Genomic DNA, 24,860 nt, shown 5'->3' with positions numbered 1-24,860 from the left:
GACACTGAAAGGAGAAAGTCATGAAGGAGTTCAACACACACGACCACACCATCGAGGATGATGCCGACATCATCGAGCTCGGCGTCGCCAGCGTCGAAACCAAGGGACGGGCGAACCTTCCCGAGGAGATCGATCAGTTCCAGGTCGACAGCTCGCTCGTTGAATAAGCAGGCTCGAGAGGGCGCGGGTGACACCCGCGTCCTCCTTCCGCCGGGAAACGACCATGCACCACATACTGCGCGACCAGCTGGCTTTCTGCTTTTGCGACAATCATGCCGTCTTTCTTGACGAGCGTCATGACCGGTACTTTCAACTGAGCGCCAAACTGTCCAAAGCATTCCGGCAATTCACCGACACTGGCGCTTGCGACCCGGACAGTACGGACACCCTTGTTGAGCGCGGGATCATTGTTGAAGGAGATTGGGGCGCAACTCCCCTCACGCCCGCTTCGATTGACGTCCCCAAAAGAAGCGTGATCGAGAGCCCGGAGAGAGGCGCGACCAAAGGCTGCAGTTTGTTGGGCGTCGCCGTTACAATGCATCGCTGTCGACGAAAAGTCGCGAGTCTGCCCTTGTCGAAGCTGCTGAATGCCCGACGCAAGGCGCGCGCAAGATTGCTGACTGAACCGGAAAAAGCGATCGCACTCGCGGCACGTTTCAACCGGCTCCGCCGGCGCCTGCCCTTCTCGCCGGAATGCTTGCCGGATTCTCTCGCGCTATTGGCAATATTGGACGGTCAGTCCATAGCCGCTGATCTTGTTATCGGTATAAAGCTCAATCCGTTTGAAGCGCATTGCTGGGTACAATCGGCCGATTGCTTGCTGAACGAGGCAGTTGATCACGCCCGGACGTTCACGCCTGTGCAGACCCTATGACCGTCGCTCAGTACCTTGCTCTGACCTGGTCAGAAGGCAATCAACCGGCCCGCCGCGTCGACGAGTTTGTACATACCGCAGCACATGAGATGAACATGCTGCCGATCTGTAAATCGTCGTCCTTCGTGCTTCTCGCCAATGACGGTTTTCCGGCACTATCCCTGCCGTGCAATAGAGGCGCCGTCCTGGGAACGGTGTTCGAGCGTGGCAGTCGAGGCCCGGTGTCGCCAGACCGGATCGCTGACATCGCCGCCGCCTATGGCAAGACTTTCATCTCGAAATACTGGGGAGGCTATCTCGCCTTCGTCACCGACCCGCCTCAGACAGACCTGCTTGTCGTGCGCGATCCGACAGGGACGATCCCATGTTATGTCGTCGAATTGAATGGTGTTACCGCATATTTCTCCGACGTGGAAATAGCGTTGGCAGTTCGATTGTTCAGACCAAAGATCGACTGGCGGCAGGTTGCCCATCAATTGGTCTTCGACTCCCTGCGCACCGAACAGACCTGCCTTGAAGGCGTTCAAGAGCTGATGCCCGGCACAAGCGTCTCGCACAAGAGCGGGTCGCGAACAGTGCATTCGGTCTGGACACCCTGGCCGTTCGCAGCGCCAGAACAGCAACTTGGATGTCGGGACGAGGCAATCACGCGCCTGCGCGAAGGAACAATGGACTGCGTGGCGTCCTGGTCTTCAATGGCATCGAAAATTCTGCTCGAGCTTTCAGGTGGTCTCGACTCCTCCATCGTTGCCGCCTGCCTGGCGCCGGGAAGTTCTGAGGTTATTTGCGCGACCCTGGTAACGCCGGATCCGAATGCGGATGAAAGCCGGTATGCAAGGCGTGTTGCCGATCACATCGGGGCACAACACGAAATCCTGCCGCTGAGCGTCGAGAATGCCGACATCGCGCATCTGCCGCAACAACGGTTCCCGCGGCCAAGCTGGCGGGTCCTGCAGCGTCTGGCTGACTCCGCATTCGCGAAAGCCGGCCGGGCCCACGATACACAAGCATTTTTCGCCGGAAGCGGCGGGGACAACATCTTTGGATATTACGGAACATCAGCTCCCGCCGCCGATCTGTTGCGCGCGCAGGGCCCGGGCCGGTCGTTTTTCCGCACTCTCGACGATTTGGCGGCACTGCACCAGACCAGCGCATGGTCTGCCGGAAAGCTCGCAATTCGCAAGTCCTTGCGTCGAAACACGCCAGTTTGGAAACGAAGCGAGGATTTTCTTTCAAAAGACGTCATCTTCGACAAGCCAGACTTTCACCCCTGGCTCGAGCCGCCAGAAGGCGTCTGGCCAGGAAAGCTGGAAACGGTGATCTCCCTGGTCATTTCTCACGACGGCATTGAAGGAAAGGATCGCAGCCATGTCGCTCCTGTTCGTCAGCCGCTTCTCTCACAACCGCTTGTAGAGCTCAGTCTCAGGACACCCAGCTGGATGTGCGTTTCCGGCGGACGAAACCGTGCGGTCGCGCGCGACGCATTTGCAAACCTCCTGCCCCCCGATATTATCGGGCGGACGACGAAGGGCGATTTTCGTAGTTTCAATGCGATGATTTTCGAACACAACCGGGCTGCTCTGAAGGACATGCTCCTTGATGGCGTGCTCGCCAGCAAGGGGCTGTTCAATGTGAGTCTGATCGAAGACTATCTCAGTTCGCCCATTCCACCGCGCGACATCTCGTTCAGTAGGCTGTTGCGCCTTGCTTGTGCAGAGGCGTGGGCGCAGCAATGGACCGCAACCTAACCGGGGTTTTCCGGCTCTGCAGCATCCGTTCCCACGCGCTCACGCAGATGCTCCCAGCGCAAATATTGGTCGCGTCGCTCCGGTGAAGGATCAATCCGGTCCAGAAGCCAGTACCGAAACCAGTCAAGATTGCGTTGATAGATTGCCAGCTTGTGTCGAGGCTGGAACTTGATATGCGGCTCGTGGGGAAAGACATACATTTCTGCGGCTCCTCCCGCATTCAGAATACGAGCGAAATACTCGAACGCGCCAAGATATTCCTGCTCCGCCATATGCATCAATAGCGGCGCCTGGAAGGCCTCGGCATGAAATACCGGTGACAGTTCCCGCCACAATGGTGACGCGTCGTCAGGCGATGACAGATGCCAGGAGCGCTTCAAACGATCGGCGAAGTCCGGCTGCAACGAATGCATCCAATAGTAGATCGGCGTCACCGCCGAAGACGAAACCGAAGCGGCAGCGAGGAGATCGGAGTGACCGCTGATATAGGTGACGACTTCGCTACCGAAACTCATGCCGCCCATGCCGACGCGCTCAGGGTCGATGTTATGCGTCCGCGCCAGGTCTCTAATGATTGCCTCGACACCGCTCTGGGCCATCCGATAGTCGTCCAGCTGATCCCTGTTCTCATAGTCAGGAGCAGGACGATTGATACAGAGACTCGCAATTCCGTTCGCGGCGAGAGATGCCAGCGGCCATTCATCGCCAACCCCGCCACGCAAGTGCCCCCGGCAGACATAATAGGTGATGAAAAGCGGCGTGGGACCCGCACCCTCCGCCACCGCGGGAAAAAACTGCCCCGAGAAGCGATTCCCGCCAGCATCCCGCCATGTCAGGAATTCGACCTCCGGCAGACCGGCTTCGATCAAGCCGGTATTCGGTTCAAACAGGATCTGGCGCGCACCGGTATCCAGATCGATGCGCTCGATGCGGGGTGGGACCGCCGCGGAGGCTGTCGTGCATAGAGCTACCTCCGCTGCAAGGGCGCATGGGCGATCCAGCGAATAGCCGTCATCGCCGACAATACCTTTCGTGTGAACCACAAGACGCGTCGCATTGGCCTCTATGTCCCATGCGTAGAGCGACTGGGCATAACCCCGTTCCCTGTCGGTGACGGTGAAGATCACCTCACTGCCGCCGGGCCGCCAGGCCAGGGCGTCGATGTCGCTTGATGCACAAATCGCGTCGGTGCACCGAACAGAATCACGCGTTCCACCCTCGACTGACAAGACCCCGTCCTCGTCCAGGAAAGCGACTTCGCCCTCCCGTGAAACGGCACGCACTCCAGTCTCTCGCGTCACGCCCTGTGGCTCGGCAGCAGCTGGTGGCGGCGCCGCCCGGACCCGGCCGGTGACAAGATCGAGCGACTGGTAGGAAAGCGCCTCATCGGCGAGGAGACCGCGACGCTCCATCCAGTTGCCAGTGTAACGCTGCGTCGCCAGACGGCCATCGACTTGAGCGTATCTGAAGAGCGGCTGTCCGACCGGGATCGTGCCGTCGATCAATATGCCGCTGTCATATTCCGCCCGTTCCGCGGCTCTGATGTCGGCTCGGGTCGCTCCGGCGGCATAGGTCAGAGACTGGCCATCAGGCGCGATCGAAAAGGAGACGACATTTGCCGGATCATCGGTCATCCGCTGCGCCGTTTGAGCGCCAATATCGGCCCGCCAGACCTGGACTTCTTCCTCCGAAAGTCCGCGGAAATACAGATATCGACCATCCGGGGACCACACCGGTGGCTCTGGTACCGTCACACCGACCTGGTTGCGGATCGCCTCACCGCCATCGGCCACAGCCACCGGCGGGCCGGACCCGTTAACATCCTGCACATACCAGGTCGTGAAATATCGATTGTCGGCGATCGACGCCTGCTCGGTCCGAAACGCGACCCTGTTCAGGTCAGGACTGACCGCAAGACTGGTGATGTCAACGACTTCAACCAGCATTTCCGGGGTGGGCTGGGCGACGGCAGCTGCCCGCAAAAACGCAATGGCTGCACAGATGGCGGCAAAAACAATACGGGACATGTGAACTTCCTGTTGGATCCGGGGCAAACTAGAAAGATTGACGCAGCGAAACGGCCACAAACCGTCCAAGCACAGAGCTATTGGCACTGTCGAAAGTGATGCCCTGATAGAGCCGGGACGGACTTTCAGCGTAAGGCGGATCCTGATCGAACAGATTGGTGACCGACAAAGAGAGCGCCGTACCTCCCTCCTCGCGTCTACCGGCAAATCGATAGGCAATGGTGAGATCGGCGGTCGTCCATGACGCGATCTCCCGGGACGGCGTCACGCCGACATCCATGGACCCGTCGACATAGTTGACGATGCCGGTCACCGAAACGCCGCCACGCTCATAGGTCACGCCGGCGCGGCTGCGCAGTTCGGGCGCATTTGAGATCGTGCCGGAAATCTGCCGCTCCGGCAGGTCGGGCAGCGTGCGCTGGGTGATGTCGAGCCAGCTCGCATTGGCGAACAGGTTCAACGAATGTTTCGAATAATCCAAAGTCTGACGATAGGACAGGTCAAATCCGTCGATCTTCTGGGCGGCCACATTGGCGTAGCGGTTCATCAGGACCGCCACGACCGTCGCAGGGTCGTATGGCGCACCCGTTACATTATTGAATGTCGTGGAGTTGGAAATGATCTCGTTCAACTCATCCGGCGTCGGATCCCACAGAACAAAGGCATCAAATTCCGGATTGGCGAGACCGCGCGATGCCGGCTGGACCGGAAGAGCGATGCGCCCGGTATAATCGATATTGAAATAGGTCGCGGAAATCCGCGGCCCGTCGCCGCTGCCCGGGGTATAGTCCGCCCCCAGCGTCCAGGACGTCGCCTCTTCGGGCGAAAGATCCGGGTTGCTCCCGGTCGCATAGATCGCCGTTCCGCCGCCCCCATAACCCAGAGCAGAGGACGGATAGAGTGAGGCAGGCCGTGTCGCATAGAGCTGGACGAAGCTGGGGGCCTTGAAGGATTCGCCCCATGTCCCGCGCAGGACGAGGTTCGTGAAAGGGAGATAGCGCAACCCGATTTTCGGATTGAAGGAGGTGCCAAAGTCGCTGTACTCCTCATAGCGTCCCGACAGATTCACACTCAGCTCATGCGCGCCGACCCGTGTGTCGGAAGGCCGGATCAGCGGCGCATACGCCTCGCCGAACAGATAGTGCACCGTCCGGTCGCCAGCTATGGTCGTCGTGCTCGTACGGCTCGATTGATCGTAATTCTCGGCGCGCCACCCGCCACCAACCGCAATCCTTATATTGCCGCCGGGCATGGCGAACGCATCGCCCCGCGCCGTTGCCTCCGCATAGACGATATCGTTCTCATTACGCGTATGGCGTCGCGACGATGTCTCGGTCCACAGATCATGCTGACTTGTAGCCGCGCCCGCCGTAACGTTAAGGTCCCATTCCGGCGTGACCTCAATATCGAGCGCACCAGCGATGCTACCCGAGGGCGACGTCGATTTTGAAACCGATTGCGTGCCGGCGGTGTAGCTCTGATTGACATACCGATTCTCGCGCCGACTCGCGAGCGCGTCCAGGGACGCGGTCATGCGGGGCGTGAGATCCACACCCGCTTTCACGAAGAGCGAGGTCCGTTCCTCCGGCCGCAGAAGGTCGACTTCCGGGACCGCATCCGAGGTCACGTCCCGCTGCCCCGCCGTGACCCCATCGTGATCGGCATATTCGAGGTTGACCAGCGCGTGCCAGTCCTCACGCGCGACCCCCGCAAGGCCGGAATAGGTCTGTTCGAATCCGCCGCCCTGGGTCGCGCCGCCAAGCCGCGCGGCAAGCTCAAGACCGTCAAAGTCGTCACGCAGGATGAAATTCGCGACCCCGGCCACGGCGTCGGAGCCATACAGGGCGGACGAGCCGTCGGTGACGATTTCGATGCGTTCGACGGCCCCGAGCGGTATCCCCGAGATGTCCGGCGACTGGAACTGGGCGTCGCTGGGCAGGCGACGTCCATTGACCAGCACCAGCGTGGCATCCGGGCCGAGACCGCGCAGATTGACCGACGAGGCGTTGGTCAGGTTCTGATTGGCCTGATTGTTCGCCGACGCGCCGATAACATTCGGATTCTGCCCTCCGCCGAACACTTCCGGCAGGCTTCGCACGACATCGCCGATCTGACCGTATCCGGAGCGTTCGATTTCCTGGCGGGTGACGACGTGAACCGGCGCGGTCGGCGGCGTGCCGCGAATGCGCGTGCCGGTAACGACGATCTCGTCGGCCATTGCCGAGGCGTCCTCTTCCTCTCGGCCCCGATCCTGCTCGGGACGATCCGCCCTTTCCTCGACCCTATCGACCTGCCGGGAAGAACGCGCGCCGAGGGCAATGCCGCTGTCGACGGGCAGGGTCATGGACGCGGTCTGCAGCCGGGGCGTGACGATGAGTGTGCCATTGTCTTCGATCCTGTAGGCAAGGCCGCTGGCAGCAAGCAATCGCTCCAGCGCTTCGCGGCTCGTATAGGCACCGGTCAGCGCCGGGCTCTGCAGGCCCGCGGTCAGGTCATCCTCAATCAGAACGACAAAGTTCGAGCGCGCCGACCAGGCGATCAGCGCGTCGGTCAGTGGCTGCGCCGGCATGTCCCATTCGATGGCGACGGTGTCTTCGGCTGCCGCATGGGCCGTGTCGATGCCTGCGCCGGCCCAGGCCAGCGCGAGTGCCGAAGCCGATGCGGCGATGGCGGTTCGAAATTTGTTGTTCATGTGATCCCCTCTCGATGCTCGACCGCAACGCGCCAGCCGTCTGGCCCGGCCGCGACATGTCGTTTCCAGCCTCGTTGTCGTTCCATGCGACGAAAACGTGACAGGCTGTGCCGAGAAGAATGTTCGAAAAGGCGGCCCTCGCCGTCAGGACCCGGAGCAAGAAAGAGCCGTCAGGGGGTCTCTTCCGGGGCGGGCCGCAACATGACGCGATCGCGCCGCGAGCGGTCGACTTGCAGCGGCAGGATCTCCGGCAGGCTGTCGATCGTCGCATCAATCTGGTCGGTGCGCAGCGAAGCGATCAGCGGCAGGTCCAGAAGGCGCTCATCGGCCACGATCTTCACATCCGTGTACCGGTTCGCGTCGGCGATGAATTCACGCAAGGGGTCGCCCTTGTAGCTGAGGCGCCCGGCCCGCCAGGTGGCGATGCTCGCCGGCGGCGCCTCAACGATATCGCCGAGCCTCGCGCCGTCCACCGGTGCCACGACCTGTTCGCCCGCAACAAGCCGCTCCAGCATGGCGCCGCGCCCGTCCACGCTACCAGCCGGCGCCCGCCGCTCGACCTCGACCGCGCCTTCGGCAACGGACACGGTTACACCGGCCGGTCCCTGGCGCACATTGAACTTCGTGCCCGTCACACGCACTTGCGTGGTGCCGGAAGCGACGATGAACGGGCGCGCATCGCCCTTGCGCACATCGAAGTAGCCCTCCCCGCCCTGCAGGTGGATCCGCCGTTCGGCGTTCGAATAGGCGACCCTGAGCCTGCTCTCTGGCGCCAGTTCCGCGAGGCTGCCATCCGGCAATTCGATCCGCGCTGTCTCGGCCGTGCGCGTCGCGTGGACATGGGGAAGCAACCAGGCGGGCTGCATGTACATGATCGCGGGCAGGATGACGGCCAGGAAGATGGCCGCCGCCAGCGCGCCAAAAGCGACCAGGCGCCGTGACGGGCCGCGCCGATATCCTGCTCCGGCCCCGGCCTCCGGCTTCAATTGCGGCGCCAATTCCGGCTCAAGGTCCCCGACCGATACGAGATCCTTCAGATCATCCAAAGCCCCGACGTCCTCCCAGATGGACAGCGTGTTCTCATAGGCAGCCGCATGGCGCGGATCTGCGCTGAGCCATGCCTCGAAGGCCCGGCGATCATCGTCGGTTGCCGCGTCGCTGCGCAGCAATGCGAACCATTTCGTCGCTTGGTCGATCACGGCGTCATCGCCGCCGCTGCGCGGCTTTGCCATCAAGCTTCTCCGCGGGTCTCTCATCCGCCCGCTCTTCAAATATCCGCGTCATCGCCGTCTGGCAATCGCGCATTGCCCTGGAGACATGCTGGCGCACCGCCTCAGGTCTCATGCCGAGCCGGGCCGCGATCTCGGTCTCGGTCAGCTCGTGAAAACGCGCCAGGACGAATACCGTCCGGCGCTTGACCGGCATGGCTTCGATGATCGCGCGCAGCCGCCTGAGCTTGTCCTGCCGGATCGCCTCGGCCTCGGGCGAGACCGCCTCCTCGCCGGCCGCCTGCGCCAGGTCAGCCGCGTAGCGCTCGGTGCCGGCACTGCGCACGCCTTCTCGTCGATAGTAGTCGGCAAGCTGGTTGCGCGCCGCACGAAACAGATAGCGGCGCACATCTCGCACCGAGTACAGGGAAGGCCGCGCCGCCAGGGAAGCAAACACCGTATGGGCAATGTCGAAGGCGATCGCGCGTTCGGGCAGCCGTTTGCTCAGAAAGGACACCAGCGGCTCGTGATAGGCGCGATAGGCCTCTTCGAGATCGAACACCCCGGCGGCGGAATAACCATCATCAGGCGCCATCGCACCGCCCCTCCTCCAGAGGATCGCTCTCGCACGACCCGCCTCCCCCAGGATCACATGACAGGCGCCGCACAATCCGGCGCACCGAGGCGCGCAGCGATGTATCGGTAATACCCTGATAGGCCCCGACCAACTCGATCAGCTCGGCCTTACGCGCCGGTGCCGACCCATCACCAAGCGGGATGACCATGACAGGCCTGGCAACAGCCTCGCCCCCGTCATCCCGGTGCAAATCGGCATAGAACGCCGCGACCTCCACGCCCAGAATCCGGGCAGCCCGATAGACCGTCGAGGCCGCCATGCGATTGCGGCCGCTTTCATATTTCTGGACCTGCTGCAGGCTCACCCCGAGCCCCTGCCCCAGCTCTGCCTGGGTCAGCCCCCGCGACTGCCGCAACTGCTGAAGGGCTGCACCGAGAGCTTCGTCAATCGAACCAGACGGTAAGCTCGACTTCGGTCTTGCTTCGTAACATGCCTCATTGAGTTGTGTTGTTGCCGGAATACTGGCGTCACTGGTCGAAGGCCGTTTTGCTCTTATTTGATCCTGTTTCCGGCCCATCGTCCCGCCACTTGCCCGGCTTCAAGGCCAGATGAAATGCATATGTGCATTTTATGCATATGTGCATTTCGGTCAATGACACTCTTTTGGGCATGGCGGATCTAAGAGAGAATTTGGCCAAGAGTCTCCGCGCCCGCCGTGGAAAGAAGACTCAAGCTGCATTTGCAAAGCGCATCGGATTGCATCAATCGTCCGTCAACAGGATTGAGACCGGCCGTCAGAATGTCACTATCGATACACTGCAAGCGCTCTGCGACAGATTGCGATGCCGTGCAGGTGATCTCCTGGATAATTCTGAAGAAAAATAAGCATACACAGTATGGCCGCCCACTCAGACAACTCCCTGTGCGTTGCAAATTCTTCCCCTATCAAAGGGAAGCGATATTTATGGCTACCTACAAAACGAACTGCATGGGGAGGTTTCCTTTGCCGACCACGGTTCATTGAATGCGTTGATGCGTAAATGCATTTTATGCACATGTGCATTACGCACTATGGCACGCGATTTGTGTGCCAAACTTTCGGAACAATCTAGCCAAAAATATTCGCTCGCGACGCGGAAACCTGACGCAAAAGGAATTCTCCCGAAAACTCGGGATCGATCAGGCATCTGTGAACCGGATCGAAATTGGCGAACAGAACATCACAATCGACACGCTACAGCTCATTTGCGATAGACTGAAGTGCAATGCTGGCGACCTGCTGGATAGTTGATTCCACTGCAGCAAAATGTGAACTCCATCTCCAGTGCATCTCTATACGTATTATCGTGCGATGTTTCCCGAAAGGTTAGATGCATGGTTTGGTCTGGCTTGAAGATCAACCGAGTGAGCCGCAAAAGCGTACGTATCCCTCGTGTTCGCGCATAAGCATCTCATGCCGCCCCGCATGAAGGCGACCACCCTCGAGAAACAACACCGTATCCGCCTCACGCGCCATAGCGACGCGGTGTGTAATGAGGATGAGCGTCGTGCGCCCGCGATAGCCTTCTCTCAGTGTCCAGATGGCGCGTAGCTCGCTTGCCTGATCGAGCGCCGAGGTCGTCTCATCCAGAATCACGGTCGGGACGGATACACGCGCCAGTCGCGCCAGCTCAAGCTTCTGCGTCTGTCCGCCGGAAAGGCGCGCGCCCTGCTCGCCGACTTCAAGATTGAGGTCGACCGGACGTCCGGATTCATAAAAGCCCCAATCAGTCAGGATGGCAGCAAGCTCGGCCTCGCTCGCGAGGGTCGGCGGATACAGCGCATTCTCGCGAAGCGTCCGGTTGAACAGGCCAATGGTTTGCGGCGCATAAAGAACGAGTCCGTGGCGTTCGTCGGAGTCAACATCACAAAGGGGCCGGCCATTAATCGAAACGTCGCCCTCCTCCGGTTCGATCAATCCGGCAATTATCTGAGCCAATGTCGACTTCCCCGACCCATTGGGCCCGACGAGCACCACAAACGAACCAGAGGCGACATGCGCGGACGCGCCGCGCAGCACCCATTCTTCGCCATAGCGAAAACCGACGCGATCAAGCACGATCTCAGCAGGTCCGGTCGACACCGACGCCGGGAGCTGCGTTTCCGAGCGATCTTGTTCACCGAGTGCAAGCGCCTCGCCGATATTGGCGATGGAGACACCGGCCTGCCGGAGCATATAGGCAAAACCGCCGAGCGGCAGCGCGAGCCGAAAGGCGTAGGCCTGGAGAAGGACGAAATCACCGACTGTCAACTGTCCGGCTGACACATCGTTAGCAGCGACTACAAGGAGCACGCACAGGCCAAGCGCAAGAACGACGGACTGCATCGACGCCGTCGCGGCGATGAGCCGTGACACACGTTCATTGGCGCAACGCCGATCGGCAATACGCGAAGCAATGATATCGAGCTCGGCAGCCAGATTGCCGTTAAAGATGACGCGCCGCGCATTTCGGAGAACATCCCCCAACGTCTGCGCCTGCGCGCCGGCGGCTTCATTGGCGCCCCGTGCGGCGTCCTGGAATCGCCCTGTCCCCTTCCCTGTCACAATGAGATAGGCGCCGAGCACGACAGCCATCATTGCCACATAGCGTGGCGGCACGAGTACGGCAACAATAGCGAGGCTGACGAGGGTTTGCACCAAAAGCGGCAACGCTCTCCAAAGGAGGCCATCGATCACCACCTGAAGACTGAATGGCAGGCGCTCCAGGATGCCCTGAAGACGCGCGCTGTCACCTTCCCCGTTCCGGGCCAGATTGGGAAGCTGCGAGTCCGCGGCATCCAGCACGATGCGTCGCGCGAGAGTATCTATAATCCGTATTGTGAAAATGTGCTTCAATGCCGTCGTCGCGTTCGTCCCGGTCCAGGCAATGACAAATCCCGACACATAGAACATTACAAGGCTGGATGGCGCCGAACCCTCATCCAACGCATCCACCGCGAGCTTGAGCAGCACCGGCGCTGAGACTCCCAGCCCGACAGTGGCAAGCTCGATCACTATTGCACAAAAACCGTCCCCGCGAGCGCCGAGCGACCGCCGGCCAATCATTAGAATAAGCTGCCTGATCACGTCGAAACTGGTCACGAGATCACTTGTCGCTCCCCGATATGCTGAGCCTCAAGGATCGACTTTCTTCAGCAGCATGCTTCCAGATTCGACTTATGATTGATCAGCAATTCCAGGTTGGCGGTAAATCCGCTAACAGGGCTAAGAACCAGTTCACATAGAGATATCACGCATCGGAGTATGATAGGCGTTCATGCCTTTTTATTGACGCGCGCCTTGACCTGCGCCCCAAGCATTTTGTCCATAATAAAACGCTGGACAATCTAGAGATGTGAAAAGTACACTTTTCCCCGACTCGGGGAGGGGATCATTTCACCATCACACACCACACTGCCGGTCGCGCCACCTTTGCGAAACGTGATTCCTTTTGCAATCGCCAGAGCCGGGTATCTGTATCCGGAACTGACGCTAGAGGAAACGGAAGCAGGAATCGCCATTAAAGGAATAACTCCAAAGGATCTGGACACGGTCCGCAAAGATCTCAATTACCTCCTCTATCGGGAACATATCCGCATCCGGTTCGAACCCATCCGCCAGCAAGCGTGGCAACGTCTAGTGGGAGGCACAGCTTGATCCCGTTGCGCTTCACGGAATTGGACAGCGAGAAAGGTAGTCTCCTTTTCGTCGCCGACTCAGGTCGCGCCTTTCTCGGCTCTAGTGACTTCCTTGAACGCTACGTTGCCGATAATCTGTCGAACCGCGAGCGTGGCTATCTCTCTCTCTTCGATTACAATGACGGCCCTGCCGCCATCGGACAGCTGTTTGAACTGGCACGCCGCCATCATGTCAGATCATCGCCAAACTATTTCATTCTCGTACCGACACTGCGATGCGACCTAGACTGCTCATATTGCCAGGTTTCGCGTGTGAATCAGGATTCCGGCGGCCATGACTGGAACGACCAGACCACTGAATCCGCAATCAGGCTAATTCAGGACCTGGCACCGACTAACGTCAAACTAGAATTTCAGGGCGGAGAGCCAAGCCTACGTCTCGATCTAATCGAGCAGGTGATGAACAGGCTGGAACAGGCCGGAAAGAAACTCGACGTCGTGATCTGCACCAATTTAAACACAGTTGGTGAGGCGATGCTGAGACTCATGGACCGGGGGAACGTGTCGATCAGTACCTCGATCGATGGCGCCGTCGCAAGGCAGGCCAGGCAACGCACACGAGAAAAAACAGCTGCTCACAGGGTCTACCGGAATTTTCAGATTCTGAGAGAGCGCTATGGCGCCGAACGTCTGTCGGCGATTGCCACAGTGGACCTTGAGGACCCACCGTCATACGAGGAGATCACTGACACGTATCGCGATCTCGGCCTAGACACGGTTTTTATCCGGCCGATCAACTATCAGGGTTTTGCGCGCAAGCGGCATGCGAGCTCCCGTGACGCGGACGCGGCATGGCTGGCATACTATACGGGATTAGTCGATTACCTTATATCTCATGGCAACGGGATCAGCGATTTTTATACAACCCATCTGCTGAAGCGGATATTTCAGGCTGGAGCGAATGGCCATACCGATCTCAGAAACCCCGCCTATATGGGAACTGACTTTTTGGTCATTGACTATGACGGACGCCTCTTCCCTACAGATGAGGCGCGGATGCTCGACAGAATCGGTGAGGCGGACTTTTCGCTAGGCGATGTCTTTGAGGGCATAGATGAAGAAAGACGCGCGCTCTTAAATCAGACTGCTTTCAATGAAGCCGATCCCGATTGTCAGCATTGCCCGTTTCAGCCGTATTGCGGTACCGACATCATTGATACCATCTCCCGATACGGCAGACTGGACCTGCCGCGCGGCGAAACGTCTTTCTGCAGGACACATTTCGGGCTTTTCAGCCATATCTTTCAACTGTTGTCGGACGATGCCATCGAAGCGAAGACAACGCTCAGCCAGTGGCTAGGTTTGCCTCAGCCACCCAGGCAGTTTCTCGAGCGGCTGACATGACACCACTGGCGCTGTCTTGCGACATTGTCGGCGGAACTGGCGAACCGTTCGTCGCTCTGCTGGCTGAACCGGGCAAACATAACGTCAATGTGTCCCACGCTGTCCTGACTGGACAGGAAGGTCCGAGCCGCTTTTACCAGTTCGGCGAATGCACTTTCCGGATCAAGGCGATGGACGGCGAGTCCCTGACGGGCGACATTATCTACGTCGATCCACACAAGGGGCGCGCAGAGAGATGGATTCGCGCGGGATCGAACCACAACACCCTACTGGTCACGGAGCAATGCGATCAGCTTTGTGTGATGTGCTCACAACCGCCTAAAAAAACACACCACGACCAGTTCGCGTTTTTCGAGCAGGCGTGCCAGCTGGCACCGCCTGCCAAGACTATTGGCTTGTCCGGTGGCGAACCGCTGCTGCACAAAGCGCCGCTATTCGCGATGCTCGAGCGGCTGCATACATGTCGTCCCGACCTTCGCTTTCACGTTCTAACCAACGGTCAACATTTTACGCCTGCGGATCAGCGGCAACTGAAAAAACTCACGGGAGTATGCTGGGGCATTCCCCTTTATGCCGCCGACGCCATATTACACGACCGACTTGTAGGCAAAGACGGTGCATTTTCCCGCTTAATGGAGTCGTTGCCCGTACTTGCCCGATCCGGAGCAGCCATTGAATTGCGCACTGTACTGATGGAGCCAAATTCGCAAGCCTTGGACAGTCTTGCACGCTTCATCACGAATTCGGTGCCCTTTATCGACGTCTGGGCAATCATGCAACTTGAGAACATCGGTTACGCCCGCAATAGCTGGAATGAACTTTTTCACGATCATTCTGATGATTTCTCAGCCCTCGGTGAAACGCTCGCATTTGCATTGCTGCACGGCATCGAGGTAGCCCTCTACAATTTCCCCCGGTGCACGCTTCCCTCTGCCTGGAGACCCTATGCGCCGCGATCGATATCCGACTGGAAAAATCGCTACGCCCCGACCTGCAGCACCTGCCGCGAGCGTGACGCTTGCGCGGGTTTTTTTGAGTGGCACCCGGACGACCGCGGCTATAAAAGGATCACGCCACTATGAATAAACGGCGATATCGCAACACTCTTGCATCATTCGGCCTGGTCGGACTTGCGCCAGGACTCGCCACTGCGGCGGAGCAGTTGACGCCGGCGCTTGGGTCTTCCCTGGACGCCCTTTCTCCCGAACCGTCAGCGCTAGTCGACGTATTCAGACTAGATCACGCGTACACTCTGGCTCAACATCGCTCGCATTCGAGCCACCGCTCCCATCGCAGCCACCAGAGCCATCGTTCAAGTTCAGGAGGCAAAAATACAGCACCGCAAAGCGCGGTCCCCTCAAGAAATTATAACTCAACGCCGAACAGTTCGGTACTACCATCGTCGCCCTATGTGGCACTTCTTCTTAATGCGGAAAAATTCGAAGAACACACCGAAGTTGTGAAACGGGTTCAGGCAGCTCTGTATGTAAAGGACCTGTATTCCGGCGAATTTGATGGAGCATCAGGAACCGAAACAAAAGCGGCTATCGGAAAGTTCGAAGCCGAAACAGGCCGAGCCATCACCGGAAGGATTACCGCCGACCTTCTTGTAGCGCTTGGTATCCACGACGCCACCATCTTCGATGAACCAAAGTATCTCAAAACGCTTCCAGGCAACACGGAGACCTTTAAGCGGATCGTCCAGGAAGTACAGGTGATCCTTTACCTCTACGGCTACTATGATGGAATGATTGACGGCATTGTTGGCGGCAAGAGCCGAACGGCTCTGTTAAATTATCAGACCGACCATGGGTTGGAAGCGACTGGAACAATCACACCGCAAACGCTGGACGCACTGCATGTGGTTGCACGCTAAATTTTCGTTAGCATTGGCTTTTGTTCTTGGACTGACAGTTGGTGTCATGGCGTCTCCCGTGAAGCGTACGGTTCTTATCGCGCTATTCCAGTCTGATTACAGCGACCATGTCTTTGCGTGCGATATTGCCATGAAAAGCCACCTGATCGCAAAGCTGACCGTCGATCAACAGCCGAGCGCCCAGTCAGTTAATCGACTAAAAGCCGCGGAGATCGGCCTCCTTGATTGCCAGGATTACGACCTCTTTCAGAAACGATTACTTCGATGGGGTTTGACTGAAACGGATCTCGGCACGATGCGGCTGGAGGCGATCGAAGCGCAAGGCCAATCTCTCAAGGAGGTCGTCCGCGAACATGAATTCCGTTATTAGACTACTTTTTTCCCTTATCATCTGTTCGGCCTGCGTAACGGCAGCGGTCGCAGCGCAGGATCTCCGGCAGCGCGTCCTGCGCGACGCTGCGCTAGAGGCAGGCCTGACACCGCCTGACGCCGTTAACGCACCATTCGATCCAGAAAAGGCGGCGATCGGTGAAGCGCTTTTCGCATCCGACACTCTGAGCCTTAATTCGGATATGTCATGCCGCACATGTCATTTGCCGCAATTCTCGAGCGGCGACGGGCTACCGAATGCCGTCGGTACCGGTGGTATCGGCGAAGGTCCTGCGCGCCTTGCCACCGAAGGCGAAATCGTCCCGCGAAATGCATTGCCGCTCTGGGGACGTGGGGGTATCGGTTTTGATACCTTCTTTTGGGACGGAAAAGTTCGCCGCGACACGGAAACCGGGGCGATCATCAGCCAGTTCGGGATGGCCCCGCCTGCGGATGATCCTCTCCTTACCTCAGTTCATCTACCTTTCGTTGAAATTGACGAGATGGTCGATGAAACGCAAAATGTATCTGATCTCTATAAGACTGAAAGCGTCGCGTCAGCGGAGACCATTTTTGAGGAGCTTGCCGGCAGGGTTCGTTCTGATGAGAACCTTGCAGTTCCTTTGGCCGCGGCTTTCTCCATGGATCCAAGTGAACTCTCCTTCGATCAAGTGGCCGATGCGGTCGCCCATTTCATCCGGCGCGAATTTCGGATCCGTGAGACCGATTTTCACAAGTTTGTGTTCTCTGGCGATTCCTTTACGAATGAACAACTTCGGGGCGGGCTTCTCTTCTACGGAAAAGGCGGTTGCGTGGCCTGTCACAATGGACCTTTTTTCACGGATTTCGAGTTTCATGCGATTCCCTTTCCCCAAGCGGGCTTCGGCAAGAACGGTTTTGGCCTGGACTACGGTCGGTACAACGTGACTTTCGACCCTCGCGATCTCTACAAATTCCGCACCCCACCATTGTATAATGTCGAACACTCAGCGCCCTATTCACATTCCGGCTCGGTCGCTACGCTGGAAGATGCGATACGCGCTCATATCGACCCCTTGGCGTTAGATGCTTTCCGGCACCACAATCCAATCGAGCGCCAAGAATATTATCGCAGACTCAAGGCGTGGGCCAGCGAGCCAATGTCGCCCGCCGCGCTCACTGAAGATGACATCACCTCGATTACCGTCTTCCTCAATTCCCTCACGTATTGCGAACCCGGACGCACCGCGTACTGCCAGGAGTGACGCTACTGGAGACACCAAATGGTTACATACGCACCTTGGCATCGCTAGAGAGGTCGCACATTTCAACTCCCCGTAACGATTGACATAGCACCTGTAATAGGGTGCACACCTACAGTTGAAATGGAAAGCTGAACAAGACTCGGCACAGCTGAGAAATCCACTGCCACTGGCAACTGAAAAGACGCTTTGTACGCCTATCTATCTTACTTCGGTCAATCACCGATCATTGCGTTACGAACGCCCTAGAAGAACTATCCTCGTCTAGCAACACGTAGCCTGATCGCTTCTTTTATTTCTTCGTATACGTCAAATCGAATATCGCCTTCGACTTCAAAACTGGCCGCTATGGCGAACCGTATATCGTCGTCAGGACTTAATCCCCCGCTTCCCACCTCACGACATTGAACACGTATGGGAATGAAAGCATCCGCACCATACGCCGGTGTGGTATGGATTGACTTCTCAAGCCTCTTAGACCAAACCGTCCCGCGCTTCATCATATTCTCATCTGGTCCGACACCTTTCAAACGCACAAACCATTCTTTCGGCTCTTCGCCATCTTCATTGATACAAGCCGCCTCTAGTGCAGCGCACCGATAGAGTGCGCGTGTCGGGGCGGCGGGAGAAAACCACGCAAGTGTCACCCGCAACATCCTTGGTAATTTCTGCCCCGAAAGACTGGGCGGGAGCGACAATTCAAACTGACGGGACTGATCCTTGCGGATGGTACCAAACCCGATCAGTGTTGCACCATTGGCCGGCCCATCAGCCATCCGGACAGGCTCGAGAACACCATAACCAAAAACCTTCGCTACCTGATCTTTGACTGGCGTAGAGGTTCTATCTTTACCGAGACGTTGCTTGGCATCCTCTTCAAAAGTGTCCCACCCGTTAGGCCAGATTGCTCCGTTCACAGCCAACGCTCGGGTCGCTAGAGCGAGGTCAATGCGAGGCAATTCCAAGCCAGGAAAAGGTCCCTCGTCCTCTGTTAGTGCAGCTGCGGCCTGAAGAATTGCTCGCGTCGTCAACGCAGCGGCAGGACTCGTCCCTCGGCTTCGAGTACGCGGAGATATTTCAAGTGGACCGATGGATGCTGCCACAAGTCCCGTCCGTTGCGTCTCCGAAGACCGAACCCGGCAGTCATTTCCGGCAGGCAAAACCCTAAGTTCCTGTATCCCGCCAGGCATCAGAAGATCAGGCTTTAATGCCTTTGCAGGTCCAAGGCCGATAGCTGAACTAACTTGTGGCCGTATTACTTCATCTGAACCATATCGCCGTAACCCGTCTTGCTCAACAAAAGGCTCTGGTGCCAAATCTGTCGACGTCGCACCTACGGTTAGGACATTCAATGCTTCCGAAGGCGACAACAGTGTTCGACCGAATGCCGCCTCGGCTAGCGCACGTCGAATCGCCTCATCGTGCGTCTCAACATCAGCATCTTCTAGCACCATTGCCGTCTGGTTACGGAGGATTAGATCATCGGAAATGTTTCCAGCGGACACAACAAAAAGTACGCCATGATGATAGGACCACCAATCAAGTAATCTAGCCAAAGCACTAATTCTTCCTCCAAATCGCTGTTCGGAGACGCCAAGTGACAGATTAACGACGAACGCATCGGGTGAGAGCGGTTCATCACCTAAAAAACATTCCGCCAGCGCAGTATGAATAATATCCACAAAGAGCCTATCTTGGGGGGATCTAGATCCATTTGGTCCATCGATAAGTACTGGCACTGACAGGATCCGACTATCTCTTACGGGAACGCCGTCAGCCTTGAGGTCTCCCCTAAGAATCAACGACGCCATCGCTGTACCGTGGCGTCTCTCCGCAACCGGCGACACTCTTTCAATGTCATGCACATCCTCAACAACAACGCCCCCATCCAAGTCCGGGTGGGCGGCTACCGGCACCCCGTCGAGTAAAACAGCCCGTAAAGGTGCGTCTTCGTCAAACGCTTCCCCTTCCGCTAATTCCTCTTCCTCTTGAAGTAACTCATTCGATATCGGTTCAGTCTGAGCTATTGTCTGTGGCAGGATAAATTGTAGGCCATCCACACTCGCCAGCCCTCCGGCCAAGTATGGGTCAGCGATAAGTCGTCTCAGTTCTCCAGCGGGAACCGCCACCAGCACGGCTTCATAGATAAAGCCTTCAAGCCTAATCGAACTCCGATCAAGCACGCGACCGCCCATCACGGCTGTCGTAGCCTCTACTTCTTCTCGCCACTGCCTGCGTTGGTGATCGTTTGCCGATGGCCAAACCTCCAATTCCAAAAAGGCATCATCATCGTCATTAAATGGTATCCGATCTTCGATTGCGCCTCTTATATCTGTGGGCAGACGGTCTTCTGGCCCCCATGGGCGAAGATCGATCAGCATCTCAAACATATCCCACCAGGGTTTGAGTCCCTCCGGCTCGTTCTGCCCTCGCTGGTACTGCCTCCATAATTGCCGGAACCGTTCAAGGACGGGCATACTTGGCATGGTTGCATAGAGGACTGGCGAAATTTTATCCTCCCCCTCTGCCGGTTCAAAGCCATCAGGCGCGGCAATCGCTTCCCCCTCTTCTTCAGCGTAAATTTCCAATCCGATAGTCCGGGCAGCTCGCGCAAAATTTTGTATGCTCGCACTCGTTTCAAAGACAAGCGCTCGCTCTGGGGCAATACTACGTGGATCAGCTTTCAACTCGATTGCCGGTTGGTCACCATCCAATGCGCGCACAAGTGGATCAATGCGTGACGCAAGGCGCTGGCCTTGGCGTGTGTAACCTGGGGTAGACTTTGGCTTTTTAGGAATGTTTCGTCGCCCACTTGGCGTTCTTTGGCCGCGACTTACTTCAGTCCATCTGAGGAGTGGGCGGTCCGTCATGATTTTCTTCCTCGCCAAGATTATTGCGGCGCTCGTGCCAAGCTTTTACCCGATCATCGATCAGGCTTCTTATTGTTTTTTCAGACATGCAAAGAATGGACCGGCGTCTCAAATCGAGAAAGAAGTCTTCCGCCTCTGAATAGCTGGTCGGTTGCACGCACTCCCATAGGCGTTTGGCCGAATACCCGGGACTGTCAAATCCCTTTAGCCTATCCGCGAAATACGCGATCATTCCATCTGCTTGAGGTCGGTCTATGGACAAACGTAGTTCAAACCGACGCCAGGCGGCTTTATCAAGTAACTCTGAATGATTGGTTGCCCCAATGATCACGCAATATGATGGCAGATCATCAAGCTGCAGGAGGAGGGTTGTGACTAGCCGCTTTATTTCTCCTGTTTCATGAATGTCTCCACGCTCTTTACCAATTGCGTCAAATTCGTCGAAGAATAAAACACACGGTTCCGTCCGTACGTAATCAAAGAGCCGTTTCAATCGTTGGGCAGTTTCCCCGAGATAACTTGTCACAACCGCATCATAACGTACAGCGAAGAGTGGCAAAGCCATCTCATAAGCCAGTGCCTCCGCAAGCGACGTCTTACCATTTCCTGGCGGCCCAACTAGTAGAACTCGATGCCTGGGCTCCATGCCATGGGCGCGCAAAACATCGGCACGTCTCTGCTCTTCGATCAGTTCTGTCACAGATGCCAGTACCGCGTCGTCAAGATAGAGGTCGGCAAGCCGACGGCGAGCCTCCTTTCTCAAAATACCCCCAGAACCATCTCGAACACGAGGTCGAGCACCATTCACCGCCATGGAGCCTTGTGCCGGCGAAGTTTCGAGAGCTTTGGTGATCCGATCGGCGACGCCTGTATGACGTTTAGCCCGTTCATCGGCGGCGATCGCTTCGGCAGTCGCGCGTAAACCGGCACCATCACCGCGAACACCGGCCTTAACCAAGTCAATGATTAGATCGCTTCTTGCCATTAAGGATCGATCTCCGATGATATTAATGATACTATCGACACCACGAGAGCAGATAGATTTACAACGGATAACGCCGTTTTTCGACGGATTTCAAGTTTATAATACGGCAGGCCGCTTTTTTCTACCGCTGAAGCGATTAACATCGCATCAGGGATGCGTCTTTTCGAGTGCTTTGCATCACCTGTTCTTGGATGCTAGCAGACCTCGGATACAGCTGTCCTCAAAGCTCCGTCGTGCGCTGCCAGTCCAGCAACCCCTCAACGCGATATCCCTCTTCCCCGTCCACCATCCAGCGTCCAGCTAACCCCGCGTTTATGCGCCTCTACGACCAGCGACCGTCCCCGCTGACGCTCCAGATCCGCCCGCCACGGGATCAACGCAAAGGCTTTCGCATTGCCGATAACCGCCATGCGCCCCCGGGCGAGATCGATCCACCGCTCGACTTTCCCCTCGAACCGGTCCCCTGCCGCCATCGCCTGAAATGCCCTGCCGGACCGGCCGCTTTCCGCCTGAGCCGCCCGCCGCAATTCCTCGCCCCGCAGACGCTGCCGGACCACGTCGCTCAAGACCTCCTCGCCTTCCGGCAGCAGTCCCACACGCCTCAGAAAGGCGAGCCGCATTGCCCGCGCCTGCGCCAGCCGGTTGTCACCACCGCCAGCACCCTGCACCGCGTCTCCATCGAGCCAGGTGTCCGCCCGCGCCTCGATCTGGGCCTCGAGCGCCATCCAGGACCGCACCCGCAGCGCCACGCTTGTGCCCCTGCCCGCCTCGAAACCCGCCGCCCGGTCCAGGTAATCGTCGCCTACCCGCCAGACACCAGAGCTATCCCGCTCGACAATCCCGGCCCGGCGCAGCGCTTCCAGCCGCCTCTTATGCGCGAGGCGATAGGCGCTCGATGCGGATGGATCGGCGGCGGCATGAAGCGCGTCCGAATAATACCCGCCGCTGCGCTCCGCGATATCAGCGATCACATGGTCCGCGCGCATTGGTGCGGCCCGCCGCCGCGCGATCTCCAGGACGGCGCCTCTCGGCGGCATCCCGGCGTCTCGCTCGTCGCCGGCCGGTACATGCCATGGCATTCCGTCAAAATCCTCCACCAGAACAAACCGCCGGTCGGTCAATTCATCCTCCGGCCCGTGGCCGATCAGCGTGCCGGTGAGCGGACCCGCATCATCCGGCCGCTCGTCGAAGAAGCGCAGCCTCGAGACATCGGGGCCATCCTTGCCCGGCGTGATGCCGGCGGCGAGCATACGGATGATGTCACCCTTGCAGCCCATCGCCTTGAGCGCCCGGTCCCAGCCGGGCTTCAGCCGCCAGACATCAGGCCCCTGCTGCTCGGCGAGATGCAGGCCCTTGAGATGGGCGAGGCGCTGCCGTTGCAGGCTGCGCTCAAAGCGCGCCACGGCGCCTGACACGGGGCCCGACACGGCGCCGAGCTCGATCCGGCCCTCCACCGCCCGTCTTTCCAGGGCGTGATCGATCCCCGTGAACCGGTCGAGGGAGACTTCCCGGTAGCGCGCCCGGGCAATCTCGATATCGCGGCGCGGGCCGAGTTCCTGGGTAAGGCCTTCCTCGGCCCGCGCGCGCAGGCCCTTCATCAGATAGTCGCGGGCGATGACGAGATCCTGGCCCAGCGCATCCTTGCCGCGAATGACGATATGGGTATGCGGATGGCCGGTATTGTGGTGATCGACCGCGACCCAGTCGAGCCGCGTGCCGAGATCGCGCTCCATGTCCATCATGAGCGACCGCGTGGTCGCCTTCAGATCGGCAATCTCCTGCGCATCCTCCGGCGATACGATGATCCGGAACTGGTGGCGGTCCTCCCGGCTGCGTTCGGCAAAGGCGCGGCCGTCGATTGTCTCTCCATCGCGGCCATAGAGTTCGCCGCCCGTGCCGTAGCGCTCGACACCGTCGCGCTGGATATAGGCCAGGTGTCGCGAGAACGCCCTGACACCGGCGCCGCCCCGTGCCCCCGCTCCTGCGCCCGCGCCTGCCTTGATCCCTGCCCGTGCTGCTCCCCGTGTTCTGGCGCGGGCAATATGGACCTTGACCACGACGCGGCGCATGCGTGCGCGCGGTAGACGCCCCGCCTTCCGGACCGCCTGCAGCCCGGCCGCCCCGCCCCGCCCGATCCGCGCGCCGGTAAAGCCCGGGCCGGTTGGTTTCGAGGCCAGCCGTCCGGCGGCCTTGAGCACCCTGGCGCGGAACCGCCTCGATGCGCCCGCGCCCCTGTCCCCGGGCCTCCCGAGGCGCGGCGTGAAGTCATTCTCGTCAGCCATGGCGGCGCCCCTGCCCCATGCACCTGAAAGTGTGAGCAATTCCGGGGCGCGGGAACAATTCCGTGCACCACATTTCGCGGCACGGGGCGCCTAAAAATAGACGTGCAGACAATATCTTATGCGCCGTCTGGTGCATGAGCTTCAATCTTGCCCTGCCGGGTTCGCCGGCCCTCCCCCTGTCCACCCGCGCCGCAAGACGCCGCCTCATGCCAGACCCCGCCGCCATCACGGGTCACTCCCATTCGACAACAAGCCGGGCGACACCGGCGATATCGCGCCTGTCGACCGGCCCGAAATAACGCCCGTCAAGGGAATCGGGGTGCGGTGACATCAGGAATAATTGCTCCGGCCCGAGCACGACACAGCCCTCCCAGACGGGCAATTTTCTGCCGCGCGAATCCACAAGCCGCGCAGCTCCCGCCGTCTTTCCATTGATCGAAATATCCGTCCCGAGACGGCAGATTTCATCGCCTTGCATGCCGGCAATCTGCTTGATCAGCGGCCAGTCCCGCCCGACGAACCCATGCGCCGCGGCCCATCGCGCCTCGGCGCTGTCGGCTGCGACCACGACCCATTCTCCATGGGCCAGAGGCGCATGGGTGAGCCGGTAGAGACCTGCCGGCGCGCTGCCGGTCCGGTTCCAGATCAGGGGCTCGGCGGGCGCAAACACCAGCCCGAACAGGCCAAGACCGGCACCGGCAATCGACGCGGCCAGAACGCGGATGCGCCCGCGCATCATTTGAGCCGTTCGGCGGTCGAGGCCCATCGCTGATCCTCCGACCAGGCGACGAGATCGGGCTTGGCGTAATAGACCCGCCAGCCATGCTTGCGATAGATGGGCCCGCGTCCCTGATAGCGATAATGGCTGAGCGTGATCGGCGAGAGGCGCAGAAATTCCGCCGCTTCGACCGCCGTCAGCAATTCGGGAAGCTCGTCCTTGCGAGCCGGTTCATGGTCGTCCTTTGCCATTGCCATTCTCCTTTCCGGGGGCTTCAAGACACAATTACAAGCATGCCGACAGAGGTCGCGCTGTGTAGCCGCAAAAAGAGG

General features: G+C 58.8%; 21 protein-coding genes. 10 read left to right on the top strand and 11 right to left on the bottom strand.

Annotation, left to right across the window (positions count from 1 at the left end):
• The first annotated feature begins 20 nt into the window (after positions 1-20).
• Genes FF098_RS04560 through FF098_RS04550 form a run of 3 tightly spaced genes read left to right on the top strand, consistent with a single transcriptional unit; the run spans position 21 to position 2,622 of the window.
• A complete protein-coding gene (locus FF098_RS04560; RefSeq protein ID WP_155137946.1) occupies positions 21-167 on the top strand; it encodes a benenodin family lasso peptide in 147 nt (48 codons plus the stop codon).
• Positions 168-223: 56 nt separating this feature from the next.
• The gene (locus FF098_RS04555; protein WP_155137944.1) at positions 224-874 is read left to right on the top strand and encodes a lasso peptide biosynthesis B2 protein; all 651 of its coding nucleotides are present in this window, start codon (positions 224-226) and stop codon (positions 872-874) included.
• On the top strand, positions 871-2,622 hold the full coding sequence (locus FF098_RS04550; protein WP_155137942.1) for an asparagine synthase-related protein: 1,752 nt from the start codon (positions 871-873) through the stop codon (positions 2,620-2,622). Before FF098_RS04555 ends, FF098_RS04550 begins: the two co-directional genes overlap by 4 nt.
• On the opposite strand, the gene FF098_RS04545 is transcribed toward FF098_RS04550, so the two are convergent.
• The 5 genes from FF098_RS04545 to FF098_RS04525 form a co-directional block, all read right to left on the bottom strand.
• Complete coding sequence (locus FF098_RS04545) at positions 2,619-4,649, bottom strand: Atxe2 family lasso peptide isopeptidase (RefSeq protein WP_155137940.1); 2,031 nt, start codon at positions 4,647-4,649, stop codon at positions 2,619-2,621. The genes FF098_RS04550 and FF098_RS04545 overlap by 4 nt on opposite strands.
• A gap of 28 nt (positions 4,650-4,677) precedes the next feature.
• Entirely contained in the window at positions 4,678-7,341 is a 2,664-nt protein-coding gene (locus FF098_RS04540; RefSeq protein ID WP_155137938.1) for a TonB-dependent receptor, read from the bottom strand.
• 170 nt (positions 7,342-7,511) lie between these two features.
• The gene (locus FF098_RS04535) at positions 7,512-8,573 is read right to left on the bottom strand and encodes a FecR family protein (protein WP_166426324.1); all 1,062 of its coding nucleotides are present in this window, start codon (positions 8,571-8,573) and stop codon (positions 7,512-7,514) included.
• Positions 8,545-9,144: an RNA polymerase sigma factor gene (locus FF098_RS04530; protein ID WP_155137934.1), complete on the bottom strand. Its 600-nt coding sequence runs from the start codon at positions 9,142-9,144 to the stop codon at positions 8,545-8,547. Before FF098_RS04530 ends, FF098_RS04535 begins: the two co-directional genes overlap by 29 nt.
• Positions 9,134-9,703: a helix-turn-helix domain-containing protein gene (locus FF098_RS04525; RefSeq protein ID WP_155137932.1), complete on the bottom strand. Its 570-nt coding sequence runs from the start codon at positions 9,701-9,703 to the stop codon at positions 9,134-9,136. The genes FF098_RS04530 and FF098_RS04525 overlap by 11 nt, the downstream gene beginning before the upstream one ends.
• Positions 9,704-9,756: 53 nt before the next feature.
• Here FF098_RS04525 and FF098_RS18010 point away from each other — a divergent pair, with 53 nt between their 5' ends.
• Together FF098_RS18010 and FF098_RS18005 are read left to right on the top strand one after the other, a co-directional pair.
• Positions 9,757-10,011 carry a helix-turn-helix domain-containing protein gene (locus tag FF098_RS18010; RefSeq protein ID WP_373291481.1) on the top strand — a complete coding sequence of 85 codons (255 nt, stop codon included), beginning with the start codon at positions 9,757-9,759 and terminating at the stop codon, positions 10,009-10,011.
• Between the two features lie 172 nt (positions 10,012-10,183).
• Positions 10,184-10,417 carry a helix-turn-helix domain-containing protein gene (locus tag FF098_RS18005; protein WP_188544058.1) on the top strand — a complete coding sequence of 78 codons (234 nt, stop codon included), beginning with the start codon at positions 10,184-10,186 and terminating at the stop codon, positions 10,415-10,417.
• 105 nt (positions 10,418-10,522) lie between these two features.
• Here the strand turns inward: FF098_RS18005 and FF098_RS17925 are convergent, their stop codons facing one another.
• Positions 10,523-12,247, bottom strand: coding sequence for an ATP-binding cassette domain-containing protein (locus FF098_RS17925; RefSeq protein ID WP_155137925.1), 1,725 nt, complete (start codon positions 12,245-12,247; stop codon positions 10,523-10,525).
• 551 nt (positions 12,248-12,798) lie between these two features.
• Between FF098_RS17925 and hxsB the strand changes: the two genes are divergently transcribed.
• From hxsB to FF098_RS04480, 5 genes are read left to right on the top strand one after another with little or no spacing between them, the layout of a single operon-like run.
• Positions 12,799-14,187, top strand: coding sequence for a His-Xaa-Ser system radical SAM maturase HxsB (gene hxsB, locus FF098_RS04505; RefSeq protein ID WP_155137923.1), 1,389 nt, complete (start codon positions 12,799-12,801; stop codon positions 14,185-14,187).
• On the top strand, positions 14,184-15,269 hold the full coding sequence (hxsC, locus tag FF098_RS04500; protein WP_155137921.1) for a His-Xaa-Ser system radical SAM maturase HxsC: 1,086 nt from the start codon (positions 14,184-14,186) through the stop codon (positions 15,267-15,269). Before hxsB ends, hxsC begins: the two co-directional genes overlap by 4 nt.
• Positions 15,266-16,063: a peptidoglycan-binding protein gene (locus tag FF098_RS17515; RefSeq protein ID WP_205967382.1), complete on the top strand. Its 798-nt coding sequence runs from the start codon at positions 15,266-15,268 to the stop codon at positions 16,061-16,063. Before hxsC ends, FF098_RS17515 begins: the two co-directional genes overlap by 4 nt.
• 58 nt (positions 16,064-16,121) lie before the next feature.
• Positions 16,122-16,433 carry a TIGR03982 family His-Xaa-Ser system protein gene (locus FF098_RS04485; protein ID WP_166426321.1) on the top strand — a complete coding sequence of 104 codons (312 nt, stop codon included), beginning with the start codon at positions 16,122-16,124 and terminating at the stop codon, positions 16,431-16,433.
• On the top strand, positions 16,417-17,676 hold the full coding sequence (locus FF098_RS04480) for a His-Xaa-Ser system-associated MauG-like protein (RefSeq protein ID WP_155137917.1): 1,260 nt from the start codon (positions 16,417-16,419) through the stop codon (positions 17,674-17,676). Before FF098_RS04485 ends, FF098_RS04480 begins: the two co-directional genes overlap by 17 nt.
• A gap of 251 nt (positions 17,677-17,927) precedes the next feature.
• Here the strand turns inward: FF098_RS04480 and FF098_RS04475 are convergent, their stop codons facing one another.
• The 5 genes from FF098_RS04475 to FF098_RS04455 all read right to left on the bottom strand — a co-directional run bounded on the left by FF098_RS04475 (position 17,928) and on the right by FF098_RS04455 (position 24,779).
• The gene (locus tag FF098_RS04475; RefSeq protein WP_155137915.1) at positions 17,928-20,543 is read right to left on the bottom strand and encodes a S8 family peptidase; all 2,616 of its coding nucleotides are present in this window, start codon (positions 20,541-20,543) and stop codon (positions 17,928-17,930) included.
• On the bottom strand, positions 20,512-21,528 hold the full coding sequence (locus FF098_RS04470) for an AAA family ATPase (RefSeq protein ID WP_155137913.1): 1,017 nt from the start codon (positions 21,526-21,528) through the stop codon (positions 20,512-20,514). The genes FF098_RS04475 and FF098_RS04470 overlap by 32 nt, the downstream gene beginning before the upstream one ends.
• Positions 21,529-21,785: 257 nt before the next feature.
• The gene (locus FF098_RS04465) at positions 21,786-23,849 is read right to left on the bottom strand and encodes a DUF3363 domain-containing protein (protein ID WP_155137911.1); all 2,064 of its coding nucleotides are present in this window, start codon (positions 23,847-23,849) and stop codon (positions 21,786-21,788) included.
• Between the two features lie 193 nt (positions 23,850-24,042).
• Positions 24,043-24,576, bottom strand: coding sequence for a S26 family signal peptidase (locus FF098_RS04460; RefSeq protein ID WP_155137909.1), 534 nt, complete (start codon positions 24,574-24,576; stop codon positions 24,043-24,045).
• Positions 24,546-24,779 carry a helix-turn-helix domain-containing protein gene (locus FF098_RS04455; protein WP_188544057.1) on the bottom strand — a complete coding sequence of 78 codons (234 nt, stop codon included), beginning with the start codon at positions 24,777-24,779 and terminating at the stop codon, positions 24,546-24,548. The genes FF098_RS04460 and FF098_RS04455 overlap by 31 nt, the downstream gene beginning before the upstream one ends.
• Between the last annotated feature and the right edge of the window lie 81 nt (positions 24,780-24,860).

This window comes from Aquisalinus luteolus, from assembly GCF_009712425.2.
Lineage (GTDB): Bacteria > Pseudomonadota > Alphaproteobacteria > Caulobacterales > Parvularculaceae > Aquisalinus > Aquisalinus luteolus.
Note: the sequence above shows the minus strand (reverse complement) of the source record. Positions and strands in the feature narration are given on the sequence as shown.

Coding starts and splice junctions, on each gene's coding strand:
- FF098_RS04560 (WP_155137946.1), top strand. CDS start 21: ATGAAGGAGTTCAACACACACGACCACACCATCGAGGATGATGCCGAC.
- FF098_RS04555 (WP_155137944.1), top strand. CDS start 224: ATGCACCACATACTGCGCGACCAGCTGGCTTTCTGCTTTTGCGACAAT.
- FF098_RS04550 (WP_155137942.1), top strand. CDS start 871: ATGACCGTCGCTCAGTACCTTGCTCTGACCTGGTCAGAAGGCAATCAA.
- FF098_RS04545 (WP_155137940.1), bottom strand. CDS start 4,649: ATGTCCCGTATTGTTTTTGCCGCCATCTGTGCAGCCATTGCGTTTTTG.
- FF098_RS04540 (WP_155137938.1), bottom strand. CDS start 7,341: ATGAACAACAAATTTCGAACCGCCATCGCCGCATCGGCTTCGGCACTC.
- FF098_RS04535 (WP_166426324.1), bottom strand. CDS start 8,573: ATGGCAAAGCCGCGCAGCGGCGGCGATGACGCCGTGATCGACCAAGCG.
- FF098_RS04530 (WP_155137934.1), bottom strand. CDS start 9,144: ATGGCGCCTGATGATGGTTATTCCGCCGCCGGGGTGTTCGATCTCGAA.
- FF098_RS04525 (WP_155137932.1), bottom strand. CDS start 9,703: ATGGGCCGGAAACAGGATCAAATAAGAGCAAAACGGCCTTCGACCAGT.
- FF098_RS18010 (WP_373291481.1), top strand. CDS start 9,757: ATGCATATGTGCATTTCGGTCAATGACACTCTTTTGGGCATGGCGGAT.
- hxsC (WP_155137921.1), top strand. CDS start 14,184: ATGACACCACTGGCGCTGTCTTGCGACATTGTCGGCGGAACTGGCGAA.
- FF098_RS17515 (WP_205967382.1), top strand. CDS start 15,266: ATGAATAAACGGCGATATCGCAACACTCTTGCATCATTCGGCCTGGTC.
- FF098_RS04480 (WP_155137917.1), top strand. CDS start 16,417: ATGAATTCCGTTATTAGACTACTTTTTTCCCTTATCATCTGTTCGGCC.
- FF098_RS04475 (WP_155137915.1), bottom strand. CDS start 20,543: ATGACGGACCGCCCACTCCTCAGATGGACTGAAGTAAGTCGCGGCCAA.
- FF098_RS04470 (WP_155137913.1), bottom strand. CDS start 21,528: ATGGCAAGAAGCGATCTAATCATTGACTTGGTTAAGGCCGGTGTTCGC.
- FF098_RS04460 (WP_155137909.1), bottom strand. CDS start 24,576: ATGGGCCTCGACCGCCGAACGGCTCAAATGATGCGCGGGCGCATCCGC.
- FF098_RS04455 (WP_188544057.1), bottom strand. CDS start 24,779: ATGGCAAAGGACGACCATGAACCGGCTCGCAAGGACGAGCTTCCCGAA.